Raw genomic sequence first — 26,059 nt, forward strand, 5'->3', positions numbered from 1 at the left:
TGGCTGAAGCCGCTCCTACGGGCGTGGTATCCCGAGCACACGGAACAGGAAGGCATATTCCAGCGCCACGTCCTTGATCCCCTGATAGCGGCCGCTCATGCCGCCATGACCGGCACCCAGATCGGTCTTGAGCAGCAGCAGGTTGTCGTCGGTCTTGTCGCGGCGCAGCTTGGCCACCCATTTCGCCGCTTCCCAGTACTGCACGCGGCTGTCGTTATAGCCGGCCACGGCGAGAATCGCCGGATAGTTATGGGCGCTGACGTTCTCGTAGGGCGCATAGCGCTTGATGCGCTCGTACACCTCGGGCTGGTTGGGGTCGCCCCATTCGTCGTACTCGGTGACGGTGAGCGGTAGATCAGGATTGAGCATGGTGTTGAGCACATCGACGAAGGGCACTTCGGCGATAGCCGCGGCGAACAGCTCCGGGCGTTGGTTGAGTACTGCACCGATCAGCAGGCCGCCGGCGCTGCCGCCGCTGATCGCCAGCTGTACCGGGCTGGTCAGTCCCTCGGCGATCAGCCGTTCGGCGCTGGCGATGAAGTCGTCGAAAGTATTCTGCTTGTGTTGCAGTTTGCCGGCGCGGTACCAGGCCTCGCCCATTTCGCCGCCGCCGCGTACATGGGCAATGGCGAAGATGAAGCCGCGCTCCAGCAGGCTCAGGCGGGCATGCGAGAACCAGGGGTCGAGGCTCGCGCCGTAAGCGCCGTAGCCATAGAGATAGAGCGGCGCCGGCTGGCCGGCAGCGAATACTTCGCGACGCGCCACCAGGCTGATCGGCACCAGAGTGCCGTCCTTTGCGGTGGCCCACAGGCGCCGGCTCTCGTAGGCGTCGGCGTCGAACGGGCCTTCCACAGGCGTCTGTTTCAGCACGATCTGGTCGCCGCTGGCCAGTGCCAGCTGGCGCACCTGGGCAGGACGATTCAGCGCCTCGTAACGCAGGCGAATCACCGGGCTGTGGAACTCCAGGGCATCCTGTACGTACAGGCTGTAGGCCGCATCTGGCAGCTCGACACGGTAACTGACCGCACCTTGCGCTTGCACTTCGAGGATCGGCAGGCCGCCTTCACGCAGGGCGAGGACGATGGCGCGCTGGTTGAGCGTGGCGCCTTCGAGCATCACCTGCGGGTCATGTGCGCGAATCTGCTGCCAGTGCGGGCGCTGCGGCTGTTCTTCGCTGGCGCGGTAGAGGGCAAAGTTGATGCCGCTCTGGTTACTGCGGATCAGCCAGCACCACTGGCCGTCGAGCATGCCATGGTCGGCGTCGTATTCATGGCCTTCCTCGCGCGGCGCCAGGCAGGTGAACGAGCCTTGCGGCGTATTGGCGTCGAGCACCCAGACCTCGCTGGTGGTCTTGCTGCCCAGTTGCAGGATCAACTGGCGCTCGGAACTGGAGCGATAGCAATGCAGGAAGAAACGGCCGTCCTGCTCCTCGAATACTTCGGTGGCGCCGCTATCGCCCAGGCGATGTCGATGCAGCTTGTAGGGGCGGTGGGTGTCGTCAAGCTCGGTGAAGAACAGGGTCTGGCTGTCGTTCGCCCAGGTCATGCTGCCATCGCAGTCTTCGAAGGGCAGTTCAAGCACGGCGCCGCTGTCGAGCTCCTTGACGAACAGGCGGTAGATTTCGTCGCCGGTCGTGTCGAGGCTGTAGGCCAGGCGTCGTTGATCGGGGCTGATGCTGAACGCGCCCACCGAGAGAAAACCGCCAGCGGCCAGCTCGTTCGGGTCCAGCAGCAGCGTTTCGCTGGCGCTGTCGACCTCCAGCGAGCCGCCATCTGCCCGTGCGCAGCGGTAATGGCGTGGGTATTCGTCGCCCGCCGTGGTGCGCTGGTAGTACAGGTAGTCACCCCAGGGCGTGGGCAGCGACAGGTCGGTCTCGCGGATGCGCCCCTTGATCTCTTCGAACAGTTGCTCGCGCAGGGCAAGCTGCGGCGCCAGAGTGTTTTCCAGGTAGGCGTTTTCCGCTTGCAGGTGGGCCAAGACCTCTTCGCTGTCGCGGTTTTCCAGCCAGCGGTAGGGATCTGTGCCGGCTTCCTGGCGGGCGAGAGGGGCAGGGGACATGCTGAAACTCCAGATCTGTGTGCCCGACAGGGGCGCCGGGGCGAGCAAAAGCCGTTATCATAAGCGCCCCTTTGCCACACCTGCCATGCCGGCGACTGCTTATGATGAACGAGAACGACTACCTTCTGGCCTGGGCCGCCTATGGTGTTGCTGCCCTGGGTTGCCTGCTGGTGTGGATGCGCATGACTACCTGGATGTGGCGCTACCTGCGTGAGCCGCTGCGGGTGCTGGTGGCCGTGTTGCTGTTCAGCCCAACCATCGTTGACCCGGCGCGCGAACTGTTCGCCCCGGGCATCGCCGTGATCGCCATGGACCTGCTGCTCAAGGTCGGCAACAACGCCTGGCGCGCGGTGGCTGACCTGGCGCTGTACGGGCTGATCGCCTTCGCCGTGTACCTGTTGTTCGTCGCCATCCGTTGGCCGATCGAGCGTTGGTGGAAAGGGCGTAATCAGCAGCAGGTGGCTGAAGCCGATGACGACCCCCGTACCCTGCGTGAACGCATGGATGAAGACGACGATCTGGCTCGACCTTATGTGAGTGAGCGTGGCGGCCGTCTGGAACCGCGTATTTAGATGCCCCTTGCGCCTGCCTAATCAGGCGTTCAGCATGATGGCCTTGTGCAATGGAGCCATCGGACCAGTGCATCTGGTGCAGTTGTCGAGTCAGACCCCTGTTGCCGGGTGATCGCCCTGTGCTCAGCATTTCGTCGAATTGCAGACCAATCGGCGCCATTGCCCAGTCATTTTCAGCGGGCCGCAGCTGATCGATTGCCTAAGGAGTATTGATTCGATGTGCGAATTGCTCGGCATGAGCGCCAACGTTCCAACCGATATCGTCTTCAGTTTCACCGGGCTCATGCAGCGTGGTGGCCGTACCGGACCACACCGGGACGGTTGGGGCATCGGTTTCTACGAAGGTCGCGGCTTGCGTATCTTTCAGGACCCGCAGGCAAGCAGCGAGTCCGAGGTGGCGCAGCTGGTGCAGCGTTATCCGATCAAGAGCGAGGTGGTGATCGGCCACATTCGTCAGGCCAATGTCGGCAAGGTGTGCCTGGTCAATACCCATCCGTTCAGTCGCGAGCTGTGGGGGCGTAACTGGTGTTTTGCGCACAACGGCCAGCTGGCGGGGCTGGAAGGTTCCACCAGCTTCTATCGACCGGTCGGCGATACCGACAGCGAAGCGGCATTCTGCGACCTGCTCAATCGAGTGCGCCGTGCCTTTCCCGAACCGGTATCGGTGGAGGTGCTGCTGCCCGTATTGGTCGCCGCTTGCTCCAGCTATCGCAAACTTGGCGTGTTCAATTGCCTGCTCAGTGATGGCGACTGGTTGTTCAGCTTCTGCTCGACCAAGCTGGCGCATATCACCCGGCGCGCGCCCTTCGGTCCGGCGCAGCTCAAGGACGCTGATCTGAAGGTGGATTTTCAGGCAGAAACCACGCCCAATGATGTGGTCACGGTGATCGCCACCGAGGCGCTGACCGATAACGAGCAGTGGGCACTCTACCAGCCCGGCGAGTGGCGGCTGTGGCGCCGTGGCGAGTGTGTCGCCGACGGCAAGGCCTGAACGGAGAGGGAGCATGCTGAGAAGCTATCTGCGTCTGACATTGTTCGCCTTTGGCCTGTTGCTCGGCATTCAGGTGCCGGGCTTCGTCGACGACTATGCCAAGCGTGTCGAGGCGCACCGGCTGGAGTCGCAGCAGAGCCTCAGGGGCTTTCAGGAAACGGCCAGCAAGTTCTTCAAGGGTGATATGGACGCGCTGGTGGCGCACTACCGCGTCAGTGATGATCCGGTAATGCGCAGCGACGCGCAGAGCGTCGCTCATCTGGTGCAGCGTGCTGGCCTGCTCGAGCGCGAATGGCGGGCCATGCAAGGCCCCTGGTACCAGCAGGCTTGGCATCTGGCGACAGGCGCCGACCAGGCACTGTTCGAGGAAACGCTGCAGGCCTACCGCTATCAGGTGTTGTTCACCCCCGATGCGATCCTCTGGGGTGTGGTGTGTGCCCTGCTGCTGGCCTGGCTGGTCGAATCGCTGATCGTGTTGCTCGGTTGGATGTCCGGTGCGGGCAGCACCCAGCGGGCGCAGCAACGGCACTGGCGTTGACCGGGACTCACCGAAGTTGGCTTTGGCGTCGCTCTTAGGGAAGCGGTACGGATGGCCGGCTGCAAAACTTGCGCTGGTTCGCCTGTGCATTGGGTGAAGCGTGTTAGTGTAATAAGGCGTTACATTTAACCGCCTCACTGTATTAATGGAGTTTCCATGCCGATCAAGGATTCGATCCTGGCAGCCGCGCTGGCTGCCGTCCTGCCTTTCATGCCTGTTGCCTACGCCGATTCCACTGTAGAGCCGCAACCCGCCGCCTCAGTCAGCGAAGATGTCACCGAAGCTGATGAAGCAGGGCAGTGGAGCAGCCCCGAGGAATTCGTCGCTAGCCTGGAATTCAAGAGCGGCCGCGTGGTGCTGGGCGATGACCTGGCGACCTTGAACCTGCCCGACTCGCTGGTGTTTCTCGACGGCGAAAATGCCCAGCGCCTGTTGGTCGATGGCTGGGGCAACCCACCGGATGACGTGCCGCCGCTGGGGATGATCCTGCCGGCCGGCATCTCGCCGCTGGCCGATGAATCCTGGGGTGTGACCGTCGAGTACGAAGACAGCGGCTACGTCTCCGACGAGGACGCTGCCGATATCGACTACAGCGACATGCTCGAGGACATGCAGTCCGACATGCGCGAGGCCAACGCCTGGCGTGAGGAAAACGGTTACGAGTCGGTTCAACTGGTCGGCTGGGCCGCCGAGCCGCGTTACGACGCCGAAGGCAAGAAGCTGCACTGGGCCAAGGAGTTGAAGTTCGGTGACAGCGAAGTCAATACCCTCAACTACAACATCCGTGTGCTGGGACGTAAGGGCGTGCTGGTGCTGAACTTCGTCGCCAATATGGACCAACTGGCGGAGATCGAGGCCAACGTACCTGCGGTGCTGGCAGCGACCGAGTTCAACCCGGGCCAGCGTTATGCCGAGTTCAACCCGGATCTGGATACCGTCGCTGCCTATGGCCTGGGCGCGCTGGTCGCCGGCAAGGTCGCGGCCAAGACCGGTCTGCTGGCCCTGCTGCTGGTGCTGCTGAAAAAGTTCTGGATCGTTCCAGTGGTGGTCGTCGGCTGGCTGTTCAAGCGCATGGGCGGCAAGAAGGCCGAGAGCCCAGAGCAAGCGCCGGCCGCGCCAGAAGCCACCCGCGAGCCTCAGGCGCAGCAGCCTGTGCAATCACCGGCGCAGACGGTGATGGACCTGAACAAGTCGGATGATGCGGACAAGCGCTGAGCCTGATGTGTAGCCCGGATGCAATCCGGGGGCTCTTTTAAACTCAGCTCCCGTATTGCATCCGGCTACAAAAACGCCGCGAATCCTTTGCAGGTTTCGCGGCGTTTTCGTTATGGCTTGAAAGCTTACTTGGACAGGTATTTCATGCCGTCTTCCAGGCCCTGCAGCGTCAGCGGATACATGTGGTCTTCGATCAGCTCACGCACCAGATTGGTGGACGCCGTGTAGTTCCAGGTGTCCTTGGGGTAGGGGTTGATCCAGATGATCTTCTTGAACTTCTCGGTAAAGCGCTTCATCCAGACGTAGCCGGCTTCTTCGTTCCAGTGCTCGACGCTGCCGCCGGCCTGGGTGATCTCGTAAGGTGCCATGGCTGCGTCGCCGACGAACACCACTTTGTAGTCGGCGCCGTACTTGTGCAGCAGATCCATCGTCGAGGTGCGTTCGCTGGTACGGCGTAGGTTGTTCTTCCACACGCTCTCGTAGATGAAGTTGTGGAAGTAGAAGTACTCCAGGTGCTTGAACTCGGTCTTGCAGGCGCTGAACAGCTCCTCGCAGACCTTGACGTGGGCGTCCATCGAGCCGCCGATATCCAGCAGCAGTAGGAGTTTCACCGTATTACGCCGCTCCGGACGCATCTGGATGTTGAGCAGGCCACCGTCTTTGGCGGTGTGGTCGATGGTGCCATCGAGATCGAGCTCTTCGGCTGCGCCCTGGCGGGCGAACTTGCGTAGGCGGCGCAACGCCACCTTGATATTGCGCGTGCCCAGCTCGACCTGATCATCGAGGTTCTTGTATTCGCGCTGGTCCCACACCTTGGCCGCCTTGCCCTGGCGCTTGCCGGCATCGCCGACGCGAATGCCTTCCGGGTTGTAGCCGCCTGAGCCGAACGGGCTGGTGCCGCCGGTGCCGATCCACTTGTTGCCGCCGGCGTGCTTTTCCTTCTGCTCTTCGAGGCGCTTCTTGAACTCCTCGATCAGCTTGTCGAGGCCGCCGAGGCTCTGGATCTGCGCCTTCTCCTCGTCGCTGAGCAGGCGTTCGAACTCCTTGCGCAGCCATTCCTCGGGGATCATCGCCTCGATATGTTCGTTGAGGTTCTGCAGGCCGTTGAAGTAGGCGCCGAAAGCCCGGTCGAACTTGTCGAAGTGACGCTCGTCCTTCACCAGAATGGCGCGCGCCAGATAATAGAATTCGTCCATGTCGGCGAACACGACGTTGTGCTTGAGCGCGTTGATCAGGTCGAGCAACTCACGCACCGACACCGGCACCTTGGCCGCGCGCATTTCGTTGAATAAATTGAGCAGCATGGCTGCGGGTCTCCCGGTGATGCACGAACGGTTCCCTCTCCCATTCATGGGAGAGGGTTAGGGCGGGCCGCGTTCGGAGAGGGGCTTTTCAGGCCGTATCGACGCAGCCGGCTACCCTCTCCCCCGACCCCTCTCCCGCAAGCGGGAGAGGGGAGACAAGCCTAGCGGCTGGCGCGGCGTGCCATGAAGGCCAGGCGCTCGAGCAGCTGCACATCTTGCTCGTTCTTCACCAGGGCGCCAGCCAGCGGTGGAATGGCCTTGGTCGGGTCGCGCTCGCGCAGCACGGCTTCGCCGATGTTGTCGGCCATCAGCAGCTTCAGCCAGTCCACCAGTTCGCTGGTCGAAGGCTTCTTCTTCAGGCCCGGCACCTTGCGCACGTCGAAGAACACGTCCAGCGCTTCGGCTACCAACTCGCCGCTGATGTTGGGGTAGTGCACGTCGACGATCTTCTTCAGCGTGTCGCGATCGGGGAAGGCGATGTAGTGGAAGAAGCAGCGGCGCAGGAAGGCGTCCGGCAGTTCCTTCTCGTTGTTCGAGGTGATGATGATGATCGGGCGCTGCTTGGCCTTGATCGTCTCGTCGGTCTCGTAAACATAGAACTCCATCTTGTCGAGCTCCTGCAACAGGTCGTTGGGGAACTCGATGTCGGCCTTGTCGATCTCGTCGATCAGCAGGATCACGCGCTCGTCGGACTCGAACGCTTCCCACAGCTTGCCCTTCTTGATGTAGTTGCGAACGTCGTGAACCTTGTCGGAGTCGAGCTGCGAATCGCGCAGGCGGCTGACCGCGTCGTACTCGTAGAGACCCTGGTGCGCCTTGGTGGTGGACTTGATGTGCCAGGTGATCAGACGAGCGCCGAAGGCCTCGGACAGCTGTTCGGCGAGCATGGTCTTGCCGGTGCCCGGCTCACCCTTGACCAGTAACGGGCGCTGCAAGGTGATGGCGGCGTTGACCGCAAGCTTGAGGTCGTCGGTGGCGACGTAGGACTGGGTACCTTCGAACTTCATCGGAAAATCCTCGGAACGGTAACGCGCGGGGCCGGCCCGCAGCAGAAATTCAGAGCGCGACTATAACGCGCAGGCTCAGTGGCTGTGAACGAAGACGCAGTATTCAGTCACTGAATGGCGAGTCAGGTGTCACTCGATTGGAAGCTGGACGGACTGCTGACTTTGCGCATCCGTTGCTGCACTGCCGGGGTTGGTCGCCGCTGCAGCCCGCTAGTCATCGTTACCCGGCGGCGGATTTTCATAGCGCGCGGTAAAGGCTTCGATGAAACCGTTGCGCAGGATGCCGACGAAGGCCTGCAGCGCGCTGATATCCTGCTGCCGGGTGCTGCCGCTCAGTTCCACGCGGGTGGCGAGCTGGTCCTTGCGCTGGTTCTGCAGCACTTTTTCGCTGCCGCCAACCAACGCCTCCCAGATCGAGCGCAACACGCCCTTGTCCTCGTTTTCCACATCCTGACGCCAGTCGAACACCTCCACGTTGCGCAGCAGCGGTTTGATGTAGCCGCTGAGTTGGGCGTTCTCGGCGGAGGCTTCGACGACCAGATCGCCGCTGCCGCGTTTGAAGTCGAAGTTGCCATAGGCGCTGGCCAGGTCGTTGAGACGCGGCAGCTCGACGTCGCGCGCACGCACGCGGAACTCGAAATCCTCGAAGTTGTGAAAAGGGTCGAATACTGCACTGGCTTCCAGTGGTGCATGCCCCAGCAACTGCGCTGTGCCTTCGAAACGGGCGACGCGATTGCCTTGCTCGTCGGCCACGTTGGTGAGGTTGTAGAGACTGGCGTTGACGGCCTTGGCCTGCAACTCGACCGGCGGTGACGAGTTGAAGTTGTAAAACCCAAGGACACCATCGCTTACACGGACTTCGTTGAGGGTGATCGGTAGCAACTTGTTCAACTGCTCGCGCCAATCAACGCCTTCACCGGTTTGCGTGTCTTCGCTGCTGCTGCCGTCGACGAAATTTACCTGCGGTTTGTCGAACATGACTTTGGCAACCACCGCATGCTCATACCAGAGGTCATGCCAGCTGACGGCGATGTCAATCTGCGGAGCGTCGACAAAGGGCACCGGTACGTCCTGTTCGGCCTTGACGATGCTCAGCCCGTTGATACGATAGGCGCCGCGCCACAGGGCCAGGTCGATATCGTCTATGTGACCGCGGTAATCGCCCATGTCAGCCAATGCGTCATTGAGGTAGTCGCGTATTACGTAGGGCAGCGCCGCGTGCACGGCCACCAGCAGCGCGAGCAGCGCCAGGCAGATCCACAACGACAGGCTGTAACGGCGTTTCATCCGGGATATCCGTGAGGTCCGATTCTCAACAGGTTGACTGCATGAACCACCGGAGAGTTCGACCTTCCTGATGCTGGACGCCATGATCCATCAGGCATAGGCTGACGGGCTCAGCAACGACAAGGAACCGATACACCATGAGCCGCATTTTCGCAGACAACGCACAGGCTATCGGCAATACGCCCTTGGTGATGATCAATCGCCTCGGGCCCAAGGGTGTGACCATCCTGGCCAAGATCGAGGGGCGCAACCCGGCGTATTCGGTCAAGTGCCGCATCGGCGCCAACATGATCTGGGACGCCGAGGAGCGTGGGGTGCTCAAGCCGGGCATGACCATCGTCGAACCGACCTCCGGCAATACCGGTATCGGCCTGGCTTTTGTCGCTGCGGCGCGTGGCTACAAGCTGGTGCTGACCATGCCGGCCTCGATGAGTCTGGAGCGTCGCAAGGTACTCAAGGCCCTCGGTGCCGAGCTGGTGTTGACCGAGCCGGCCAAGGGCATGAAGGGCGCAATCGAGAAAGCCAACGAGCTGGTCGCCGCCAACCCGGATTACTACTTGCCGCAGCAGTTCGAGAACCCGGCCAACCCGGCCATTCATGAGAAGACCACCGGCCCGGAAATCTGGCGTGATACCGATGGGGCCATCGATGTGCTGGTCGCGGGCGTCGGTACCGGCGGTACCATTACCGGGGTATCGCGCTATATCAAGCAGACCCAGGGCAAGCCGATTCTGTCGGTGGCGGTGGAGCCGGTTGGCTCGCCGGTGATCAGCCAGACCCTGGCCGGTGACGAGGTCAAGCCTGCGCCGCACAAGATTCAGGGCATCGGCGCCGGTTTCGTGCCTAAGAACCTCGATCTGGCCATGGTCGATCAGGTCGAGCAGGTCGCTGACGAGGACGCCAAGGCCATGGCACTGCGTCTGATGCGCGAAGAGGGCATCCTCTGCGGGATCTCCTGCGGTGCGGCGATGGTGGCAGCGGTGCGCCTGGCCGAGAAGCCGGAAATGCAGGGCAAGACCATCGTGGTGATTCTGCCGGACTCCGGTGAGCGCTATCTGACCTCGATGCTGTTCAGCGATATGTTCACCGAGCAGGAACTGCAGCAGTAGGACCTGTCGACTCCTGCGAGAGCCGCCTTCGGGCGGCTTTTTCGTAGGGTCGCGGTGCGCACCGGGTGGCCCTGGTGCGCGCAGGGCTCTCTACGTCCTGGCCACGCTCGGCCTGACTACCAGCCACAGCGCCAAGGCGATCAGCACGCAGCCTGGCAGGTAGTCCCAACTCAGCGGCTCATCCAGCAACAATGCACCCCAGAGCACGCCGAACGGTGGAATGAGGAAGGTGGTGGTGCTGGCCTTGATCGGTCCGATATCGCTGAGCAGGCGGAAATACAGCACGTAGGCGAACGCCGTGCAGAGCAGGCCGAGACCGGCCAGCGACAGCCACACTTCGATTCCACCCCAGCTCGCTGGTGCTTGCAACGCCATGCTGCCGGCGAACAGCGGCAGCAGGAACAGGCTGGCCCCGACGAGGCTGGCGAAGGCTGTCAGACGATTGTCCAGGCCGCCCTGCTGGCCGATCCAGCGTCGCGTGAGGAAGCCGGCAAAGCCGTAGCAGGTGGTGGCTACCAGGCAGGCGCCGGCACCGAGCAACAATTGCAGGTCGAAGGCCACCGGGCCGGTGCGGGTCAGTACCGCTACGCCGAGCAGGCCGATGAACACCCCGGCGGCTTTACTCGTGGTGATGCCTTCATGGAAGAACAGTGCGCCGATCAGCACGCCCATCAATGGCGTCATGGCGTTGAAAATTGCCGAGTAACCGGCTGGCAGGATCAAAGCCGCCAGGCAGTACATGGCCGATGGCAATCCAGCATTGATCACCCCAAGCCCCAGGCAGATGCGCAGCTTGCCGCGAAAATTCCAATCCGTACGCAGCAGCAACAGCAGCACCAGCAATCCCAATGCGCCGAAGCTGGCGCGGAAGAAGGCGGTCGGCATGCTGCCCAGTACGGGCGCTGCAACGCGCATGAACAGAAAGCTGGCGCCCCAGATGGCGGCAAGCAGCAATAGGCGAAGCAGGTCGGCGGTACGCACGATGGAGCATCCGGCAGGGTGAGGGCGAGAGTGTTGCCGCTGGACGCTCATCTGGCAATCCGCATTGCGCTTTTGAAGTCGTTGCGTTGTAAATGCGGCGGTAACGCCTGGCACAGAGCGCCTTCTCCCGCAGTCGGGAGAGGGGCGCATGGTTCGCATCGTCGTTTGTCGGCTAAGCTCGGCTCATTCAACGCATTTACGGGGCACGCGTATGGGGCAGCAATGGCCGGCCGGGGAGATCGCCCGCCTGATCCTCGATGGCTTCGACGATTATCGCGAGCATTTTCGCCAGATCACCGATGGCGCCCGTGCCCGCTTCGAGCAGGCGCAGTGGCAGGATGCACAGCAGGCATCGGCCGCGCGCATCAACCTCTACGAAGACAAGGTGGCGCAGACCCGTGAGCGTTTGCTGCAGGGCTTCGATTCCGCGCTGCTGGAGGCGAGCCAGTGGCCGCTGGTGAAAAGCGCCTATATCGCGCTGATCGACCTGCGTCTCGACGACGAGCTGGCGGAAACCTGGTTCAACTCGATCTTCTGCAGCCTGTTCAGCCATGACCTGATCAGCGATGGCTGCATGTTCATCCATACCACCCGGCCGTCGCTGCGCAGCCGAGCGGGCACCGCGCAGACCCGTAGCTATCGCCCTGACGGGGCGCTGGACCAGGCGTTGCAGGCGATCTTCGCCGACTACGCCTTCGACGCCCCATACGAAGATCTGCCGCGGGATCTGCAGCGCCTAGAGGCGCAGCTGCGTGCCAGCCTGCCGGACTGGATCTGCAAGGATCCGGAGCTGCGCATCGAGCTGTTCTCCTCGGTGCTGTATCGCAACAAGGGCGCCTATCTGGTTGGGCGCATCTACACTCGCGATGAGCAGTGGCCGCTGGCGATTCCGCTGTTGCATCGTGAAGGGCAGGGTATCCAGGTCGATGCGGCGATCACCGACGAGGCGGAGGTGTCGATCATCTTTTCCTTCACCCGTAGCTACTTCATGGTCGATGTGGCCATTCCAGCCGATTTCATCGGTTTTCTGCGGCGTATCCTGCCGGGCAAGCATATCGCCGAGCTGTATACCTCGATTGGTTTCTACAAGCATGGCAAGAGCGAGTTCTATCGCTCGCTGATTGGCCATCTGGCCAGTAGCGACGACCGCTTCGTCATGGCGCCAGGCGTACGCGGCATGGTCATGAGCGTGTTCACCCTGCCGGGCTTCAATACGGTGTTCAAGATCATCAAGGACCGCTTCGCCCACGCCAAGACGGTGGATCGCAACACCGTGATCGAGAAATACCGGCTGGTGAAAAGCGTCGACCGTGTCGGGCGTATGGCCGACACCCAGGAGTTCGCCGACTTCCGTTTCCCCAAGGCCAAGTTCGAGCCCGAATGCCTGGCCGAATTGCTCGAGGTGGCACCCTCGACCGTGGTGGTCGAAGGCGACAGCGTACTGGTACGCCATTGCTGGACCGAGCGGCGCATGACGCCGCTCAACCTCTATCTGGAAAATGCCAGCGAGGCACAGGTACGCGAGGCTCTGGACGATTACGGCCTGGCCATCAAGCAACTGGCGGCGGCCAATATCTTTCCCGGCGACATGCTGCTGAAGAACTTCGGCGTCACCCGCCATGGCCGTGTGGTGTTCTACGACTACGACGAGATCTGCTTTCTCACCGAGGTGAACTTCCGCAGGATTCCACCGCCGCGTTTTCCCGAAGACGAGATGAGTGCTGAGCCTTGGTATTCGGTCGCCCCCAACGACGTGTTCCCCGAGGAGTTCCCGCCCTTTCTGTTTGCCGATATCCAGCAGCGGCGGCTGTTCAGTAAGCTGCATGGCAACCTTTACGATGCCGACTACTGGAAGCAATTGCAGGACGCCATTCGCGCGGGCAAGGTGATCGATGTGTTTCCCTATCGGCGCAAGAGTCCGGTGATTTGATTGGCCCTTGTTGAAATCCGCTCCGCCAGGCCTAATCTCATAAGTGAGCCGCTAGTAGCAGGCTCTTTCCTTAACTTGGCTGGAGGTCGTACCCATGCTCGCCAAGCTGCAAGAACAACTGCAACACCTGCTGCAAGCCCTTGGCCTTGCTCCGCAACCTCAGCCGATTCGCATCAGCGAAGCCGAGCAGGAGCGCCTGCGGCGCGAGGCGCGTCAGCGCCGCTGAGCTAATCAGGCGAGCCGGTGGGCGTCGAACCAAGTGTCGATCAGCTCGCGCATGCGTTCACCGGAAAAACTCGCGAAATGCCCGCCATGCACGGTGCGCACGGGTAGTTCGCGCAGGCGCGCCAGACTTTGCGCGTAATCCTCCAGGTTCGAGTGGTAGGCGTCCTCTATGAGCGGCCCGTCATAGAGGATGTCGCCTGAGAACAGCGTTTGCGTCTGCGCCTCCCACAGGCTGATGCCGCCCGGTGAATGACCGGGGGTATGCAGCACCTGCAACACCCTGTTGCCCAGATCCAGCACATCGCCATCGTCGACCAGACGAGTGGCCGGCGCGGCCTGCACGCGGTATTCGGCGTAGCACAAGGGGCAATCGGGGTGCGCCTCGAACATGTCGTCGCCGACGAAGTCGGTGGCCAGGGTATTGGCGCCATCAGGGGCAGCGAGGATGTCCGCCTCGGCGGGGTGTACCAGACGCTCGCTGAATTCATGGTGCCCGGCGATATGATCGAAGTGGCAGTGACTGGCGACTGCCAGCAGGGGCCTGTCCGTCAACCAGGGCAATTGTTCGCGCAGGCTGACCAGGCCGGAGCCGGAGTCGATCAGCACGTCATGTTCACGGCCCTGCACGTGCCACATGTTGCAGCGGTAGTAGGGACGCACATAGGGCTCGTGGATCAGGCAGATACCGTCGTGACGGTGCTCCACCTCGAACCATTGGTCACGGCTGACGATTTTCACGTTATTTTCCTCAGAGCTGCGTCTAGTAGGGTGCTGCGGGACAGACGGTCATCCAGATGGATGATGGTTCATCGGTGCGCACGGCGCACCCTACAGATTGTGCTTCTTCGTGTTAGGCCAGCTGCGCGCGTGGCACCAGCACCCAGCGGCGCAGCACCGCGTAGCTGGCGGCGGTGAGCAGGAATACCGGCAGCGAGGCGCCCCAGGCCAGCGGTGAGACCCAGCCCCAGTAGTAGGCCAACGCTGCGCCCAGGCCGTAGGCCACGAAAGCCGCCGGGTTGAAGCCGGCCAGGTAGCGATAGCGGCCGCCGTCTTCACTGAGCAGCTCGTCCACCGCGTAGTCGCCCTTGTGGATCAGGAAGTAGTCGGCGATCAGTACGGCGAAGGCGGGGATGAACACGCTGCCGATCACCAGCAGGAAGTTCTGGAAATTGTCGAGAATGCCGGGGATCTGCGAGCCGAGAATCGACAGCACGCCGATGCACAGTGCCGGTTTCCAGAACGGCGTCTTCGGGCTGATGTTGAGGTACGACAGCGAGGCGCTGTAAACGCACATGACGTTGGTGGTCATCACCGAGAGGAACACCACGATGGCAGCCGGCAGACCAAAACCGAAACCGGCCAGCAGCACGGCAGGGTCGTAGGTCTGCTCCATGCCGGTCATCACCGAGAAGCCCGATACGGTCGCGCCCAGGCCCATTGCCAGAAGGGTAGCGAGCACGTAACCGACCCAGGTGCCGACGCCGGCCACGCCCTGGCTGCGGCAGTTGCGGTTGTAGTCGGCCGCCAGCGGTATCCAGGAGAACGCGGTGGCGATGACGATATCGAAGGCGATGCCCGGAGTGATGTCGTTGCGCGGCTCGGCCGGCATGGCCAGCAGGCTGGCGAACTCGAACTTCTGTCCCATCACGTAGAACATGGCGCCGGCCAACAGCAGCATGCCGATGGCTGCCCAGCGCTCGACTCGCTCGATACCCAGGTGACCGCGCAGGGCGATCAGCAGCACCAGGGTCTCACAGAGGATGGTGAACAGCGGCAGGTTGGAGTAGCCGGTCAGGTGCTCAACGGCATAGTTGAGGCTCATGCCGGCCAGCAGTGCCTGGATCCAGCTCCAGGCCAGCAGGGTCAGCAGGTTGACCAGCGAAGGCAGCTTGGCCCCTTGCGAACCGTAGCTACCGCGTGCCAGCACCATGGTGGTGAGGCCGCTGCGCTGACCCATCAGACCGACCAGCACCAGCGGCAGAATGCCGATGGCCGAACCGAGCAGGACGATCAGCATGGCCTGGCTGAACGGCAGGTCGGGCACCAGCAGCATGCCGGTGAGGATGGTGGTGACCACCACGTTGGCGCCCAGCCACAGGGCGATGGTGCCACCGAGGCCAAGGCTGCGATGGCTGGCGTCGGTGGGGCTTAGGCCGTCCTGGCCGAAATACTGGCTTAGATTCTTGAGCATGAAACGACTCCCCGGTGCTTGATTATTGGTGTTGGTAGGGCGGCAGTCAGTGGTACAGCAGGATCTTGTGGTTATGCTCGTAGCCCGGATGCAATCCGGGGAATACGGGATATCGCGGCTAAAGCTCTCCCCGCATGGCGGTGTCGCATTCTGTAGGAGCGGCTTCAGCCGCGATCGATGCAGTCAGGGATGAAAGGGCGCGGCCTCCTGCACTTCGATGATCAGCGGGCGATCACTTGGCGCGCTGCGCAGCAGTTCGGCCAGGTGCGTGTGATCACGGGCGCGCTCTGCCGCGCAACCAAAACCGCGGGCGATGGCCAGCAGGTCCGGGGTGAAGATGTCGACGCCGATCGGCTCGATGTCGCGGCGTTCCATGTAGCGCTTGATCTCGCCATAACCGGCGTTGTTCCACAGCAGCACGATGATGCCGACCCTAGCTTCCACGGCGCTGGCCAGCTCGGGCAGGGTGAACTGCAGGCCGCCGTCGCCCATCAGGCTGATCACCGGGCGTTCCGGCTCGGCCAGTTTGGCGCCGATGGCCGCCGGCAGGCCGTAGCCCAGGGTGCCGTAACCGGTGGAGGCATTGAACCAGCGTCGTGCGCCATCCAGTTCCACCAGGTGGTTGCCGCTGTACACCGTCTGTGTCGAGTCACCGACGAAGCGCGCATTGGGCAAGGCCTCAAGCAGGCAGTCGAACAATTGCCGGTAATGCGCCCAGCCGCTGAAGTCCTCATTCAGACGTGCCTGCACGACAGCCGTACGTTGGGCACCGGGGCTACTCGGGTCGGCCTGGCGCGGATTGAACTCGGCCAGCAGCATGCGCATGGCCACCCGCGCATCACCCTGAATGGCCAGGTGCGGGGTGAAGTTGCGCTGCAGTTGCTGGGCGTCGATGTCGATACGGATCAGCCGGCCAGGGAGACGGAAGTCGCCGTCGAACACCACGTCGTAATCGGTTTCGCCCAGCTCGGTGCCGATCGCCAGCACCACATCGGCCTCCAGGGCCAGGTCGCGTACCGGGCACAGCGACTGGTTGCTACCCAGCAACAGTGGGTGGCCAGGCGGCAGCAGGCCCTTGGCATTGATGGTCAGTGCCGTCGGTGCATCCAGGGCTGCGGCCAGGGCGCGGGCCTCGGCTTCGGCGGCCACGCAGCCACCTCCGAGTAACAGCAGCGGACGCTCGGCTTGCTTGAGCAACCCGGCGGCTTCGCGGATCAGCGTGCGGTTGGCCGCCGGTCGGCGTACCGTCGGTCTGGGCGCCACCTGCATGTGAGACGCGTCAGCGGTGATGATGTCCAGCGGCAGTTCGATGTGCACCGGGCGTGGCCGTTCGCCTTCGAATACCGAAAACGCACGGGCCAGCACGCCGGGCAACTCTTCGACGCTCATCAGGGTGTGGCTGAAGGCGCTCACGCCAGCGCTCATTGCCCGCTGATTGGGCAGTTCGTGCAGGTAGCCCTTGCCCAGGCCGAGGCGGTTGCGCTCGTTGACGCTGGAAATCACCAGCATCGGAATCGAGTCGGCATAGGCCTGGCCCATGGCGGTGAGGATGTTGGTCATCCCCGGGCCGGTGATGATGAAGCACACGCCGGGCTTGCCCGAGACGCGCGCATAGCCGTCGGCCATGAAGCCCGCGCCCTGCTCATGACGCGGGGTGATGTGGCGGATGCCGCTGCCGGGCAGGCCGCGATACAGCTCGACGGTGTGCACGCCGGGGATGCCGAACACGGTATCGACGCCCCAGGCCTGGAGCTGCTTGACGAGAAATTCACCGCAGGTGGTCATGCTCTCTCCTTGGGGCTCAGCCGACGATCCAGTGCGCCATCAGGGCGATGATCGGCAGGGTGATCAGGGTGCGCAGAACGAAGATGACGAACAGCTCCAGCAGGCTCAGCGGCAGCTTGGCCTTGAGGATCAGCACGCCGACTTCGGACATGTAGATCAGCTGGGTCAGCGAAATGCAGGCCACCACGAAACGGGTCAGCTCGCTCTCGATACCCTTGCCCAGCACGGCCGGCAGGAACATGTCGGCAAAGCCCACCAGCATCGCCGGCGCAGCCTTGGCGGCTTCTGGCAACTGCAGGGCTTCGAGCAGCGGCACCAGCGGGTAGGACAGCCAGTTGAAGATCGGGGTGAACTCGGCGATGGCCAGCGACAGGGTGCCGATGGCCATGACCAGTGGCAGCAGGCCTAGCCAGATATCAACCACGTTATGCACGCCGATACGCACCATCTGCGTCGGTGACGGGTTGGCGTTGGCGCGGCGAATGGCCTGGGCCAGGCCCCAGCGCAGCAGTGAGGTGCCTTCCGGAACTTCCTCACGGATCTGTTTGCCGACGCCGGCCACGTATTCTTCCTTCTTCCACGACAGCGGCGGAATGCGCGGGGTAATGATCGCCGCCGCCAGGCCGGCTACCACCACGGTGAGGTAGAAGGGCACGAACAGATGGTCGAGCTTCATGAAGCTGGTGATCAGCAGGCTGAAAGCGATCGAGGCGATGGAGAAGTTGGTGGCGATCACCGCCGCCTCGCGGGCGCTGTAAAAGCCCTTCTGATACTGCTGCGCGGTGATCAGCACGCCGACGGTGCCGGAGCCGAGCCAGCTGGCGATGGCGTCGATGGCCGAGCGCCCGGGCAGACCGAAGATGCGGCGGAACACATTGCGCACCAGGGTGCCGCAGAACTCCATCAGGCCGTAGTCGGTGAGCAGCGGCAGGATCAGCCCGGCCACCAGGAAGAAGGTGATCAGCACCGGCGCCAGGTCCTTGAGCACCACACCGCCAGTGTTGGCACTCCACACCCACTCGGGGCCGAACTGCCAGAAGGTCATCGCCGCGAACAGCGCGCCGAGTACGCGCAGGGCCAGCCACAGTGGCGGCAGGTTGAACAGTTCATTGAGCGCCGGACGCTGAGTGACCCAGCGCGGTTTGAACAGGCTGGCCAGCAGGCCGAGCGCGGCAGACACCAGCAACAGACCGGTGGCAATGGCGGGCAGGTGATCGGTAAGTGCAGCCTTGAGCGTATCGGCCATCACCCCGAGACCGATGGTGACCTTCTCTTCGTAAACGATGGGGGTCAGGAACAGCAGCACGCCGAGCAGCGAGGGGATCAGGAAGATCAGCAGCTGACGCAGGTTGAACGGTGCGCTCGCGCCGGGTTGGTCGTCGAGCAGGGGCAGGGATTCATCACGATTCATCGCAGGCATCCGAATTGTTGTTGTATGGATGTCCCGGGCGCCCTGTGGGCGCCCGGTTCGGCTATTAGCGTTTGGTCACGCCGGGCAGCACGCAGAGCATTTCGTAGAGCAGGTTGGCGCCGAGCAGCGAGGTGTTGCCGGTGGTGTCATAGGGCGGGGAAACCTCCACCAGGTCGGCGCCGATCAGGTCCAGGCCTTCGCAGCCACGGATGATCTCCATTGCCTGAATGGTGGTCAGGCCGCCGATTTCCGGGGTGCCGGTGCCCGGCGCCCAGGCCGGATCGATGCCGTCGATGTCGAACGACAGGTACACCGGGCCGCCGCCGACTTTCTCGCGCACTTCGGCCATCAGCGGGGTCAGCGACTGGTGCCAGCATTCTTCGGCCTGGACCACGCGAAAGCCCTGCTTGCGGCTCCAGTTGAAGTCCTCGGCGGTGTAGCCCTGAGCGCGCAGGCCGATCTGCACCACGCGCTCGCTGTCGAGCAGGCCCTCTTCCTGAGCGCGGCGGAAGGTGGTGCCGTGGGCGATCTTCTCGCCGAACATGTGGTCGTTGACGTCGGCGTGGGCGTCGATGTGCACCAGACCGATCTTGCCGTACTTCTTGTGCAGGGCACGCAGGATCGGCAGGGTGATGGTGTGGTCGCCGCCGAGCGTCAGCGGCTTGATGCCGAATTCGACGATCTCGTCGTAGGCCTCCTCGATGATGCGCACGGCGTCGAGCAGGTTGAAGGTGTTGATCGCCACGTCACCGATGTCGGCGACGTTGATCGAGTCGAACGGTGCGGCGCCGGTGGCCATGTTGTACGGGCGGATCATCACCGACTGGGCGCGGATCTCGCGGGGGCCGAAGCGGGTGCCGGAGCGCAGCGAGGTGCCGATGTCGAGCGGTACACCGATGAAGGCGGCGTCGAGCTGACGTTTTTCCTCGTCGTTCTGGATATGCGGCAGGCGCATCATGGTGGCGATGCCGCCGAAGCGTGGCATTTCGTTGCCACCCAGGGGCTGGTGGAGTTTCTTGTCCATGGGAAGGCCTCAGGCTCGTTCTGGTTGTGGCCGGATTCTTGGCCAGCCGCCAGCGGGGAAAAATCGTCAGGGGCAAAAACTTAGTTCAGGATTGTTTGAACTTATGGCTTCAGCCCCCGTTGCAAAGGCGTTCAGTCGCAATAATCGGGAGCGATACGCTGCAGTTTTCGCAGCCAGGCCTGCCACAACAACTGGCGTTGCCACTCGACGCCCTGCAACTGTTCGCAGGCGTGGCGTGACAGATGCTCGGCAATCGGCGTGCAGCGCTGGCCACCGCCGCTGGCTGCCAGTTGAATCTCACAGGCGCGGTTGAGGTAGAACATGATGCAGAAGGCATCGGCGACGCTGGCGCCGACGCTGAGCAGACCATGCTGGCGCAGAATCAGAGCGATGTTGTCGCCCAGCGAGGCCTGAATACGCTGGCGCTCGTCCAGGTCGAAGGCGACACCTTCGTAGGCGTGATAGCCGACGCGCTGATGGAACTCGGTGCTGATCTGGTTGAGCTGCAGCAGGCCGGCATCCTGCGCCGCCACGGCCATGCCGGCCAGGGTGTGGGTGTGAATCACGCAGTGGGCGTCTTCACGGGCCATGTGCACGGCGCTGTGGATGGTGAAGCCGGCGACGTTGTAGTCGGCATTGCCTTCCACCACCTTGCCGTGCATGTCGACGACGATCAGGTCGCTGGCGCGGATCTCTTCGAAGAACAGCCCGAACGGGTTGATCAGAAAACGCGGTTCACCAGCGCCGGGCAAACGCACCGAAAAGTGGGTGTAGAGGGTGTCGTCCCAGCCGAACAGGGCGGCCAGGCGATAGGCCGCGGCGAGGTCGCGGCGCAGGGTGGCGATCGTGTTCATGCGTTCTCCAGGCCGATGAAGCGGCGTACACGCTGGTGGTCGCCGCTGCGGATGGCATCCGGTGCGGCGTCGAGCTGAACGTGGCCGTCTTCCATGAACAGCACGCGGTCGGAGATCGATAGGGCGAAGTCCATTTCGTGGGTGACGATCAGCATGGTCATGCCCTCACGGGCCAGATCGCGGATCACCGCCAGGACGTCGCCGACCAGCTCCGGGTCGAGCGCCGAGGTGGGTTCGTCGAACAGCATTACGTCAGGCTTCATGGCCAGCGCGCGGGCAATGGCCACGCGCTGCTGCTGGCCGCCGGACAGCTGGTGCGGATATTTGTCGGCGTGAGCCAGCAGGCCGACCTTGTCGAGCAGGGCCAGGGCCTGTTGGCGCAACACGTCACGGGTGCCCAGGCGATGATAGAGCGGGGCGAGCATGACGTTGTCGACGATGGTGCGGTGGGGGAACAGGTTGAAGTTCTGGAACACCATGCCGATGCGCTTCACACCCTGGCGCTGACGGCGGTTGTCGGGGCGGTCACCGGCCTGGATGAAGCTTTCGCCAAACAGCACGATCTCACCTTGGTCGATGCTCTCCAGGCCGTTGACGGTGCGGATCAGCGACGTCTTGCCGGAGCCGGACGGGCCGATGATGGATATCACCTCGCCGCTGCGTACGGCCAGGTCGATACCCTTGAGCACCTGGTGGTTACCATAGCGCTTGTGGATGTTGCTCAGTCGCAGGGCATCCGGTGCGCCGCTCTGTACGGTTGCTGTCGCGCTGTTCTGCAGTTGGGGCAGGGCGTCGCGCAGTTTGCTGACGGTCGCCTCGCCAAGGGTTTCGGGTTTGCGTCGGCTCAGGTCGAGGTGACGCTCCAGGTACTGCAGGCCCCAGCCGAAGAAGGTCACGATCATCACGTAGTAAACGGCCACGGCGCCCAGGGTTTCCAGCACCAGGAAGTTCTGTGCGTACAGCCGTTGGCCGATCAGCAGCAACTCGCTGAGCGAGATCACCGAGACCAGCGAGGTCAGTTTGACGATGGTGACGTACTCGTTGGTCAGCGTCGGCAGGGCGATACGAAAGGCTTGCGGTACGACGATCAGGCGTTGTGTCCCGAGCGCGCTGATGCCCAGGGCACGAGCCGCCTCACGTTGCCCCTTGGCTACCGAGAGCAGGCCGCCACGATGGATCTCGGCCATGTACGCGGCCTCGGTCAGTACCAGGGCGAGCAGGCCGGCGTAAAAGGGTTTGGAGAGCAAGGCGCCGCTGGCCGGAAACAGCTGCGGCAGGTTGTAGACGAAGATCAGCAATACCAGCAGCGGTACGCTGCGAAAGAACCAGACGTAGAACGACGCTGGCATGCGTGCCCAACGACTGCTGGCCTGCTTGGCGCTGGCCAGGGCGAAACCGAGAATCAGGCCGAGCAACCAGGCCAGGCTGCTGAGTTTTACCACGGTCCAGCAGGCGGCCCAAAAGGCCGGCATGGAAAACAGGGAGAAAAAATAGCTCCACTCGAACGGCATATGGGGCACCTGCGACTCAAGCCAAAAAAGGCGCTAGCCGGATTGCAGTCCGGCTAACGGGGTGAAGCGGTCATGCCTTGGCACGGTTGGCCGTGAGCAGGATTGCGGCCATGAAGACCAGCGGTGTAAAGCCCTGCTCACGGCTTCGCGTCAGGCTTCTTCCAGGTTGTACTTCTTCAGCAGCTCGGCGTACTCGCCACTGGCTTTGAACTCATCCAGTGCGGCCTTCAGCGCATCGAGCAACTGCGCATTGCCTTTTTTCACGTAGATGCCCAGCACTTGCGGGTAGATGGCTTCCTTGGAGCTGATGGCGATGCGGCCGCGCGACTTCTCGACGATCAGCAGCGATGCAGCGTCGATCTCCAGGTGTGCCTGGACGTGCCCGGAGAGCAGGGCCTGAGAGGTCTCGGCATTGGTCGGATACTGATTGATGGTGATGGGGCCGGCACCTTGTTCCTTGCAGTAGCCGGCGGAGACTTTCTCCAGCGCCGGCACCCAGGAGGTGCCCTGCTGAAGGCCGACGGTCATGCCGCAGAGCTCTTCGGGGGTGGCCGGCTTACGCTCGGCGTCGCTGCGCACCATGATGGCCGCACCGGTCTTGGCGTAGGGAATGGCATCGGCCTTCTCCAGGCGCTCGGGCAGGATGTACATGCCGGAAATGATGGTGTCGAAGCGGTTGGCATCCAGGCCGAGGATCAGGTTGGGAAAGGTGATGTCACTGAAACTGGCTTGCAGTCCCAGGCGCTTGGCCAGGGCGGCAGAGACTTCCGGGTCGAAGCCCTTGACCTGTTCGCCCTCGTAGTACTCGAACGGCGGGTAGGAGATTTCCATGCCGACTTTCAGTTCGCCGCTGGCGAGTGTCTTGGGAGCCCCGGCGGCGCGCGCAGCGCCGAGCTGAAACAGGCCGGCCAGTGCACAGGCGAAGGCCAGGGCGGTGCGGCGCAAGGGGGTACGATTTGCCATTGTGATGATCTCCGGATCAGGGTTTTGTGTTGGCAGTTGGAAACTCAGAGCGCACTGGGTTGATGCTTCAGGTGGCCGAAGCTGGAAGGTTTGCGGGCGCGTTCAGGCAATTGCAGCTGACCGTCCTCGACGCGTTGCTTGAGGTACTGATAGGTCTGCAGCGCCTGGCTCCACATGTGTTCGCCGATGCTGATGGTTTCGTATTGCTCGGCGCTGGCGGCGAACTGCGCTAGCGGACGAATCTGCGTGTGGTAATCGCAGGCATAGAAGAAGGGGAAGGAGTAGCGCTCTTCACTGACCTTGCGCACGCGGTGCGACGTGGCCACGAAGGTACCGGCACTCATCACTTCCAGCATGTCGCCAATGTTGACCACGAAGGTGCCAGGCTTGGGTGGTGCGTCGATCCATTGGCCGAGGTCGTTCATCACTTCCAGGCCGGGGCGGTCCGCCAGCAGGATGGTGAAGCACTCGTAGTCGGTATGTGCGCCGATACCTGGTGCGTCCTGGGCTTCACCGTCGAAGGGGTAGTGAATCAGGCGTAGTTTCGACGGCGGAAACTTGGCCATCTCGTCGAAGGTGTTCTCTGGCAGGCCCAGGGCCAGGGCAAAGCCCTGGAACAGCGTGCGGCCGAGCTGGAAGATCTGCGCGTAATACGCCTGTATCGACTCCTTGAACCCAGGCAGGGTCGGCCAGTGGTTGGGCCCCAGCAACGGTGTGCCTGCCAGCACCAGCGGATTGTCGGCCGGCACCTCGAAGCCGATGTCGAAGGCTTCCTTGTGGTCGGGCTTGCCCTTGGAGTAACGCTCCTCGCCCTCGGGCACGAAGCCCTTGTGGGTGTCGGAGGCGCCGATGTAGTGACGCATCTTGTCATCCAGGGACTGCGCGAAGTAATCCTCCGCCGCCTTGTGCAGGCCATCGATCAGCGACTGTTCGATGCCATGTCCGCTGATATAGAGGAAGCCAACCTGGCTCGCAGCGCGCCCCAGTTCTTCAGCAACGGCGACGCGCTCGGCAGGGTCGCTGCTGAACAGGCCGGCGATGTCGACCACGGGGATTTCGGTGAAATTCTTGCTGGTGCTGGTCATCGTTTGCCCTCAGCGGCTGGTGAAACGGTGGAAGTGCTGGCGCTCACAGCGCGCCATCCATTGATTGAGCTGCCACAGATCGGCAACCGGGACATCGGTGAAGGGCAGGTGGTGCAGATAGCCGTCCGGGCCGAACTCGGGCGTCAGGGTGGTGACCTGCTGGCCACGTTTTTCCTGGCTGCTCCAGATGCGCTCCCAATGGCGTTGGTGAAAGGTGAGGAATTCGGCGTATTCAGGTGCGCCCGGGTGCGGGACCTGCGGCCCCTGGTCGTAGCCGACGCGGGCCTGGATATGGTCGACGCGCTCGATGAAGGGCGAGAGGTCGTCGGTCGGGTCGTCGAGCAGGCGCTCGCAGGTCACCAGCCAGTGGCTGATATCACTGGTGAAGCGCAGTTCGGGCACCTGGCGAATCACGTCCAGGGTCACCCAGGGGCTATACAGCGACCGGCCGCGGTGGATTTCGAAGCAGCAGTGCAGACCACTGGCTTCGGCCAGTTCGACGGCTTTGGCGAAGAAGTCGACCTGTTCGTTGAGCGACCAGCGATCGTTACCCGGCAGCACATTGACCAGCCGTGGATTGAGTTCGGCGGCCCAGTCAAGCTTGCGCCGCAGGTCCTCGAGATGCGCCTGAGGGCTGTCGCTTTGGCGCGGCAGTACCGGTGTGGAGGTGAACAGGATGGCGATGTAGGGGGCGTTGTTGTCGCGCAGAATGCGGGCGTTGGCACTACGCTGTGCTGCGGTTTCCGGGATGCGCGCCTCGAGGCCGTCGAAGCCGGCGCTGAACGCTTCGTCGAGCGCTTGCTGCCAACTGCCGTGATAGCCCCAAAGGGAGCGGAAGATATCCAGTCGCATGGCCGTCTCCTGGAGAGGGCGAGGGTCAGCGGCAGATTTGGCAAGGAGTGCAGTGAGACACCCGGTGGCGTCCGATTCGGGCCGGCGCCTGGTTATGGAGCACATTGTTGGCCTATGCCGCGCGCCGTTTAAATCGCTTCGTGCAAATACTTAGTTCAGGAAAGTTTGAACTAACGGAGCCGTCGCAGGTGCGTTCGACACCGGCCAGACGCTACACTATGGGCCTGCCGTTTTACCGTACGCCCTATGTCCTTCGCCTTGCCCGACCTGAAACTGCTGAAGATCTTCGTCGCTGTGGTACGCCATCAGGGCTTCGCCGCTGCGCAGCAGGAACTGAATCTCTCCACCTCGGCCATCAGCACTTACATGAGTCAGCTGGAAAGTCAGCTCGGCATCGTGCTCTGTCATCGGGGGCGCGGTGGTTTCAGTCTGACCAGCAAGGGGGAGCTGTTCCACCAGGAGACCTTGCGTCTGCTCGGTGAGCTGGAAGGGTTCGAGCGTTACTCGGCCGCCCTCAAGGGCGAGCTACGCGGCACGCTCAACCTCGGCGTATTGGATTCCACGGTGAGCGACCCGGCTTTGCCACTGGCCGAGGTGATTGGCGCTTACAGCCAGGAGCATCCTGGCGTGCATCTGCATCTGTCAGTGATGAGCCCCTACGAGTTGCAGTTGGCCGTTCTGGACAACCGCCTCGACCTGGCTCTTGGCGCGTTCTCCACGCGCATGAATGGTCTGGTTTATCAGCCCTTGTATCGTGAACAGCACTGGCTGTACTGCAGTGAGCGCCATGCTCTCTTTAGTCAGCGGCGCATTCCGGTGGAGCTGATTACCCAGCAGCGTATGGTCGGGCGCGGCTACTGGAGCCAGGCCGAGCTGGCCAGGCACGGCTTCAAGCACAGTGCGGCGACGGTGGAGTCGATGGAGGCGCAGCTTATTCTGGTGCTCTCCGGAGCCTACATCGGCTATCTGCCCGAACATTACGCCCAGCATTGGGTGGATGAGGGGCAGTTGCGCGTGCTATCGCCAGCCACCTTCGGTTATCAGGCGCCGTTCTCCTTGATTCTGCGCCGTGGCCGTACGCGTGAGCCGTTGATTCAAACGTTTCGGGATCTGCTCAAGACGCAACTGAATCAAATCTGAAACAGGTCCGATTAACCCCAGAAAAA

Annotated in this window: 23 protein-coding genes; 8 read left to right on the forward strand and 15 right to left on the reverse strand. The window is 62.7% G+C overall.

Annotated features, from left to right (window positions below; genetic code table 11):
• Positions 1–15 precede the first annotated feature (15 nt).
• Positions 16–2,058 (reverse strand): S9 family peptidase, encoded by a 2,043-nt coding sequence (locus ACJRW5_RS10660; RefSeq protein ID WP_484570484.1) that lies wholly within the window; start codon positions 2,056–2,058, stop codon positions 16–18.
• A 101-nt stretch (positions 2,059–2,159) separates the two neighbouring features.
• On the opposite strand from ACJRW5_RS10660, the gene ACJRW5_RS10665 reads away from it, so the two are divergent.
• The 4 genes from ACJRW5_RS10665 (at position 2,160) to ACJRW5_RS10680 (ending at position 5,374) form a co-directional block, all read left to right on the forward strand.
• Positions 2,160–2,630 (forward strand): MFS transporter, encoded by a 471-nt coding sequence (locus ACJRW5_RS10665; protein ID WP_484570485.1) that lies wholly within the window; start codon positions 2,160–2,162, stop codon positions 2,628–2,630.
• Between the two features lie 217 nt (positions 2,631–2,847).
• Positions 2,848–3,621 carry a class II glutamine amidotransferase gene (locus ACJRW5_RS10670; protein WP_484570486.1) on the forward strand — a complete coding sequence of 258 codons (774 nt, stop codon included), beginning with the start codon at positions 2,848–2,850 and terminating at the stop codon, positions 3,619–3,621.
• Between the two features lie 13 nt (positions 3,622–3,634).
• Entirely contained in the window at positions 3,635–4,159 is a 525-nt protein-coding gene (locus ACJRW5_RS10675) for a DUF2937 family protein (protein WP_484570487.1), read from the forward strand.
• Positions 4,160–4,315: 156 nt separating this feature from the next.
• The gene (locus tag ACJRW5_RS10680; protein WP_484570488.1) at positions 4,316–5,374 is read left to right on the forward strand and encodes a DUF2167 domain-containing protein; all 1,059 of its coding nucleotides are present in this window, start codon (positions 4,316–4,318) and stop codon (positions 5,372–5,374) included.
• 125 nt (positions 5,375–5,499) lie between these two features.
• Here the strand turns inward: ACJRW5_RS10680 and ACJRW5_RS10685 are convergent, their stop codons facing one another.
• From ACJRW5_RS10685 to ACJRW5_RS10695, 3 genes are all read right to left on the reverse strand, one after another.
• On the reverse strand, positions 5,500–6,678 hold the full coding sequence (locus ACJRW5_RS10685) for a vWA domain-containing protein (RefSeq protein WP_484570489.1): 1,179 nt from the start codon (positions 6,676–6,678) through the stop codon (positions 5,500–5,502).
• Between the two features lie 161 nt (positions 6,679–6,839).
• Positions 6,840–7,685 (reverse strand): AAA family ATPase, encoded by an 846-nt coding sequence (locus ACJRW5_RS10690; protein WP_484570490.1) that lies wholly within the window; start codon positions 7,683–7,685, stop codon positions 6,840–6,842.
• 210 nt (positions 7,686–7,895) lie between these two features.
• The gene (locus tag ACJRW5_RS10695) at positions 7,896–8,972 is read right to left on the reverse strand and encodes a DUF748 domain-containing protein (protein ID WP_484570491.1); all 1,077 of its coding nucleotides are present in this window, start codon (positions 8,970–8,972) and stop codon (positions 7,896–7,898) included.
• 137 nt (positions 8,973–9,109) lie between these two features.
• Between ACJRW5_RS10695 and cysK the strand changes: the two genes are divergently transcribed.
• Entirely contained in the window at positions 9,110–10,081 is a 972-nt protein-coding gene (gene cysK, locus ACJRW5_RS10700; RefSeq protein ID WP_484570492.1) for a cysteine synthase A, read from the forward strand.
• Positions 10,082–10,171: 90 nt separating this feature from the next.
• Here the strand turns inward: cysK and ACJRW5_RS10705 are convergent, their stop codons facing one another.
• Complete coding sequence (locus tag ACJRW5_RS10705) at positions 10,172–11,062, reverse strand: DMT family transporter (protein WP_484570493.1); 891 nt, start codon at positions 11,060–11,062, stop codon at positions 10,172–10,174.
• A gap of 211 nt (positions 11,063–11,273) precedes the next feature.
• On the opposite strand from ACJRW5_RS10705, the gene aceK reads away from it, so the two are divergent.
• Together aceK and ACJRW5_RS10715 are read left to right on the forward strand one after the other, a co-directional pair.
• Complete coding sequence (aceK, locus tag ACJRW5_RS10710; RefSeq protein WP_484570494.1) at positions 11,274–12,992, forward strand: bifunctional isocitrate dehydrogenase kinase/phosphatase; 1,719 nt, start codon at positions 11,274–11,276, stop codon at positions 12,990–12,992.
• 94 nt (positions 12,993–13,086) lie between these two features.
• Positions 13,087–13,218 carry a PA1414 family protein gene (locus ACJRW5_RS10715; protein ID WP_484570495.1) on the forward strand — a complete coding sequence of 44 codons (132 nt, stop codon included), beginning with the start codon at positions 13,087–13,089 and terminating at the stop codon, positions 13,216–13,218.
• Between the two features lie 5 nt (positions 13,219–13,223).
• Here ACJRW5_RS10715 and ACJRW5_RS10720 read toward each other — a convergent pair whose 3' ends face one another.
• The 10 genes from ACJRW5_RS10720 to ACJRW5_RS10765 all read right to left on the reverse strand — a co-directional run bounded on the left by ACJRW5_RS10720 (position 13,224) and on the right by ACJRW5_RS10765 (position 24,893).
• Positions 13,224–13,955: an MBL fold metallo-hydrolase gene (locus ACJRW5_RS10720; protein ID WP_484570496.1), complete on the reverse strand. Its 732-nt coding sequence runs from the start codon at positions 13,953–13,955 to the stop codon at positions 13,224–13,226.
• 112 nt (positions 13,956–14,067) lie between these two features.
• Complete coding sequence (locus ACJRW5_RS10725) at positions 14,068–15,408, reverse strand: purine-cytosine permease family protein (protein ID WP_484570497.1); 1,341 nt, start codon at positions 15,406–15,408, stop codon at positions 14,068–14,070.
• Positions 15,409–15,591: 183 nt separating this feature from the next.
• Positions 15,592–17,193 (reverse strand): 5-guanidino-2-oxopentanoate decarboxylase, encoded by a 1,602-nt coding sequence (locus tag ACJRW5_RS10730; RefSeq protein ID WP_484570498.1) that lies wholly within the window; start codon positions 17,191–17,193, stop codon positions 15,592–15,594.
• Positions 17,194–17,209: 16 nt separating this feature from the next.
• Positions 17,210–18,604, reverse strand: a complete 1,395-nt coding sequence (locus ACJRW5_RS10735) for a YjiH family protein (protein ID WP_484570499.1) — start codon at positions 18,602–18,604, stop codon at positions 17,210–17,212.
• A gap of 64 nt (positions 18,605–18,668) precedes the next feature.
• Positions 18,669–19,628: an agmatinase gene (gene speB / locus ACJRW5_RS10740; RefSeq protein WP_484570500.1), complete on the reverse strand. Its 960-nt coding sequence runs from the start codon at positions 19,626–19,628 to the stop codon at positions 18,669–18,671.
• 131 nt (positions 19,629–19,759) lie between these two features.
• The gene (locus tag ACJRW5_RS10745; RefSeq protein ID WP_484570501.1) at positions 19,760–20,482 is read right to left on the reverse strand and encodes a class II aldolase/adducin family protein; all 723 of its coding nucleotides are present in this window, start codon (positions 20,480–20,482) and stop codon (positions 19,760–19,762) included.
• Entirely contained in the window at positions 20,479–21,993 is a 1,515-nt protein-coding gene (locus ACJRW5_RS10750; protein WP_484570502.1) for an amino acid ABC transporter permease/ATP-binding protein, read from the reverse strand. Before ACJRW5_RS10750 ends, ACJRW5_RS10745 begins: the two co-directional genes overlap by 4 nt.
• Before the next feature lie 150 nt (positions 21,994–22,143).
• Positions 22,144–22,956, reverse strand: coding sequence for an ABC transporter substrate-binding protein (locus tag ACJRW5_RS10755; protein WP_484570503.1), 813 nt, complete (start codon positions 22,954–22,956; stop codon positions 22,144–22,146).
• A 44-nt stretch (positions 22,957–23,000) separates the two neighbouring features.
• Positions 23,001–24,041: an isopenicillin N synthase family dioxygenase gene (locus ACJRW5_RS10760; protein WP_484570504.1), complete on the reverse strand. Its 1,041-nt coding sequence runs from the start codon at positions 24,039–24,041 to the stop codon at positions 23,001–23,003.
• Positions 24,042–24,050: 9 nt separating this feature from the next.
• The gene (locus tag ACJRW5_RS10765; RefSeq protein ID WP_484570505.1) at positions 24,051–24,893 is read right to left on the reverse strand and encodes a sugar phosphate isomerase/epimerase family protein; all 843 of its coding nucleotides are present in this window, start codon (positions 24,891–24,893) and stop codon (positions 24,051–24,053) included.
• Between the two features lie 246 nt (positions 24,894–25,139).
• On the opposite strand from ACJRW5_RS10765, the gene ACJRW5_RS10770 reads away from it, so the two are divergent.
• A complete protein-coding gene (locus tag ACJRW5_RS10770) occupies positions 25,140–26,033 on the forward strand; it encodes a LysR family transcriptional regulator (protein WP_484570506.1) in 894 nt (297 codons plus the stop codon).
• Positions 26,034–26,059: the final 26 nt, after the last annotated feature.

Source organism: Pseudomonas pichavaramensis (genome assembly GCF_050473265.1).
GTDB lineage: Bacteria > Pseudomonadota > Gammaproteobacteria > Pseudomonadales > Pseudomonadaceae > Aquipseudomonas.

Excerpts from the sequence above, each read along its gene's own strand:
- speB (WP_484570500.1), bottom strand. The coding sequence starts at position 19,628 with ATGGACAAGAAACTCCACCAGCCCCTGGGTGGCAACGAAATGCCACGC.
- cysK (WP_484570492.1), top strand. The coding sequence starts at position 9,110 with ATGAGCCGCATTTTCGCAGACAACGCACAGGCTATCGGCAATACGCCC.
- ACJRW5_RS10670 (WP_484570486.1), top strand. The coding sequence starts at position 2,848 with ATGTGCGAATTGCTCGGCATGAGCGCCAACGTTCCAACCGATATCGTC.
- ACJRW5_RS10755 (WP_484570503.1), bottom strand. The coding sequence starts at position 22,956 with ATGGCAAATCGTACCCCCTTGCGCCGCACCGCCCTGGCCTTCGCCTGT.
- ACJRW5_RS10730 (WP_484570498.1), bottom strand. The coding sequence starts at position 17,193 with ATGACCACCTGCGGTGAATTTCTCGTCAAGCAGCTCCAGGCCTGGGGC.
- ACJRW5_RS10695 (WP_484570491.1), bottom strand. The coding sequence starts at position 8,972 with ATGAAACGCCGTTACAGCCTGTCGTTGTGGATCTGCCTGGCGCTGCTC.
- ACJRW5_RS10765 (WP_484570505.1), bottom strand. The coding sequence starts at position 24,893 with ATGCGACTGGATATCTTCCGCTCCCTTTGGGGCTATCACGGCAGTTGG.
- ACJRW5_RS10760 (WP_484570504.1), bottom strand. The coding sequence starts at position 24,041 with ATGACCAGCACCAGCAAGAATTTCACCGAAATCCCCGTGGTCGACATC.
- ACJRW5_RS10725 (WP_484570497.1), bottom strand. The coding sequence starts at position 15,408 with ATGCTCAAGAATCTAAGCCAGTATTTCGGCCAGGACGGCCTAAGCCCC.
- ACJRW5_RS10735 (WP_484570499.1), bottom strand. The coding sequence starts at position 18,604 with ATGAATCGTGATGAATCCCTGCCCCTGCTCGACGACCAACCCGGCGCG.
- ACJRW5_RS10750 (WP_484570502.1), bottom strand. The coding sequence starts at position 21,993 with ATGCCGTTCGAGTGGAGCTATTTTTTCTCCCTGTTTTCCATGCCGGCC.
- ACJRW5_RS10660 (WP_484570484.1), bottom strand. The coding sequence starts at position 2,058 with ATGTCCCCTGCCCCTCTCGCCCGCCAGGAAGCCGGCACAGATCCCTAC.
- ACJRW5_RS10675 (WP_484570487.1), top strand. The coding sequence starts at position 3,635 with ATGCTGAGAAGCTATCTGCGTCTGACATTGTTCGCCTTTGGCCTGTTG.
- ACJRW5_RS10690 (WP_484570490.1), bottom strand. The coding sequence starts at position 7,685 with ATGAAGTTCGAAGGTACCCAGTCCTACGTCGCCACCGACGACCTCAAG.
- ACJRW5_RS10680 (WP_484570488.1), top strand. The coding sequence starts at position 4,316 with ATGCCGATCAAGGATTCGATCCTGGCAGCCGCGCTGGCTGCCGTCCTG.
- ACJRW5_RS10685 (WP_484570489.1), bottom strand. The coding sequence starts at position 6,678 with ATGCTGCTCAATTTATTCAACGAAATGCGCGCGGCCAAGGTGCCGGTG.
- ACJRW5_RS10745 (WP_484570501.1), bottom strand. The coding sequence starts at position 20,482 with ATGAACACGATCGCCACCCTGCGCCGCGACCTCGCCGCGGCCTATCGC.
- ACJRW5_RS10665 (WP_484570485.1), top strand. The coding sequence starts at position 2,160 with ATGATGAACGAGAACGACTACCTTCTGGCCTGGGCCGCCTATGGTGTT.
- aceK (WP_484570494.1), top strand. The coding sequence starts at position 11,274 with ATGGGGCAGCAATGGCCGGCCGGGGAGATCGCCCGCCTGATCCTCGAT.
- ACJRW5_RS10715 (WP_484570495.1), top strand. The coding sequence starts at position 13,087 with ATGCTCGCCAAGCTGCAAGAACAACTGCAACACCTGCTGCAAGCCCTT.
- ACJRW5_RS10770 (WP_484570506.1), top strand. The coding sequence starts at position 25,140 with ATGTCCTTCGCCTTGCCCGACCTGAAACTGCTGAAGATCTTCGTCGCT.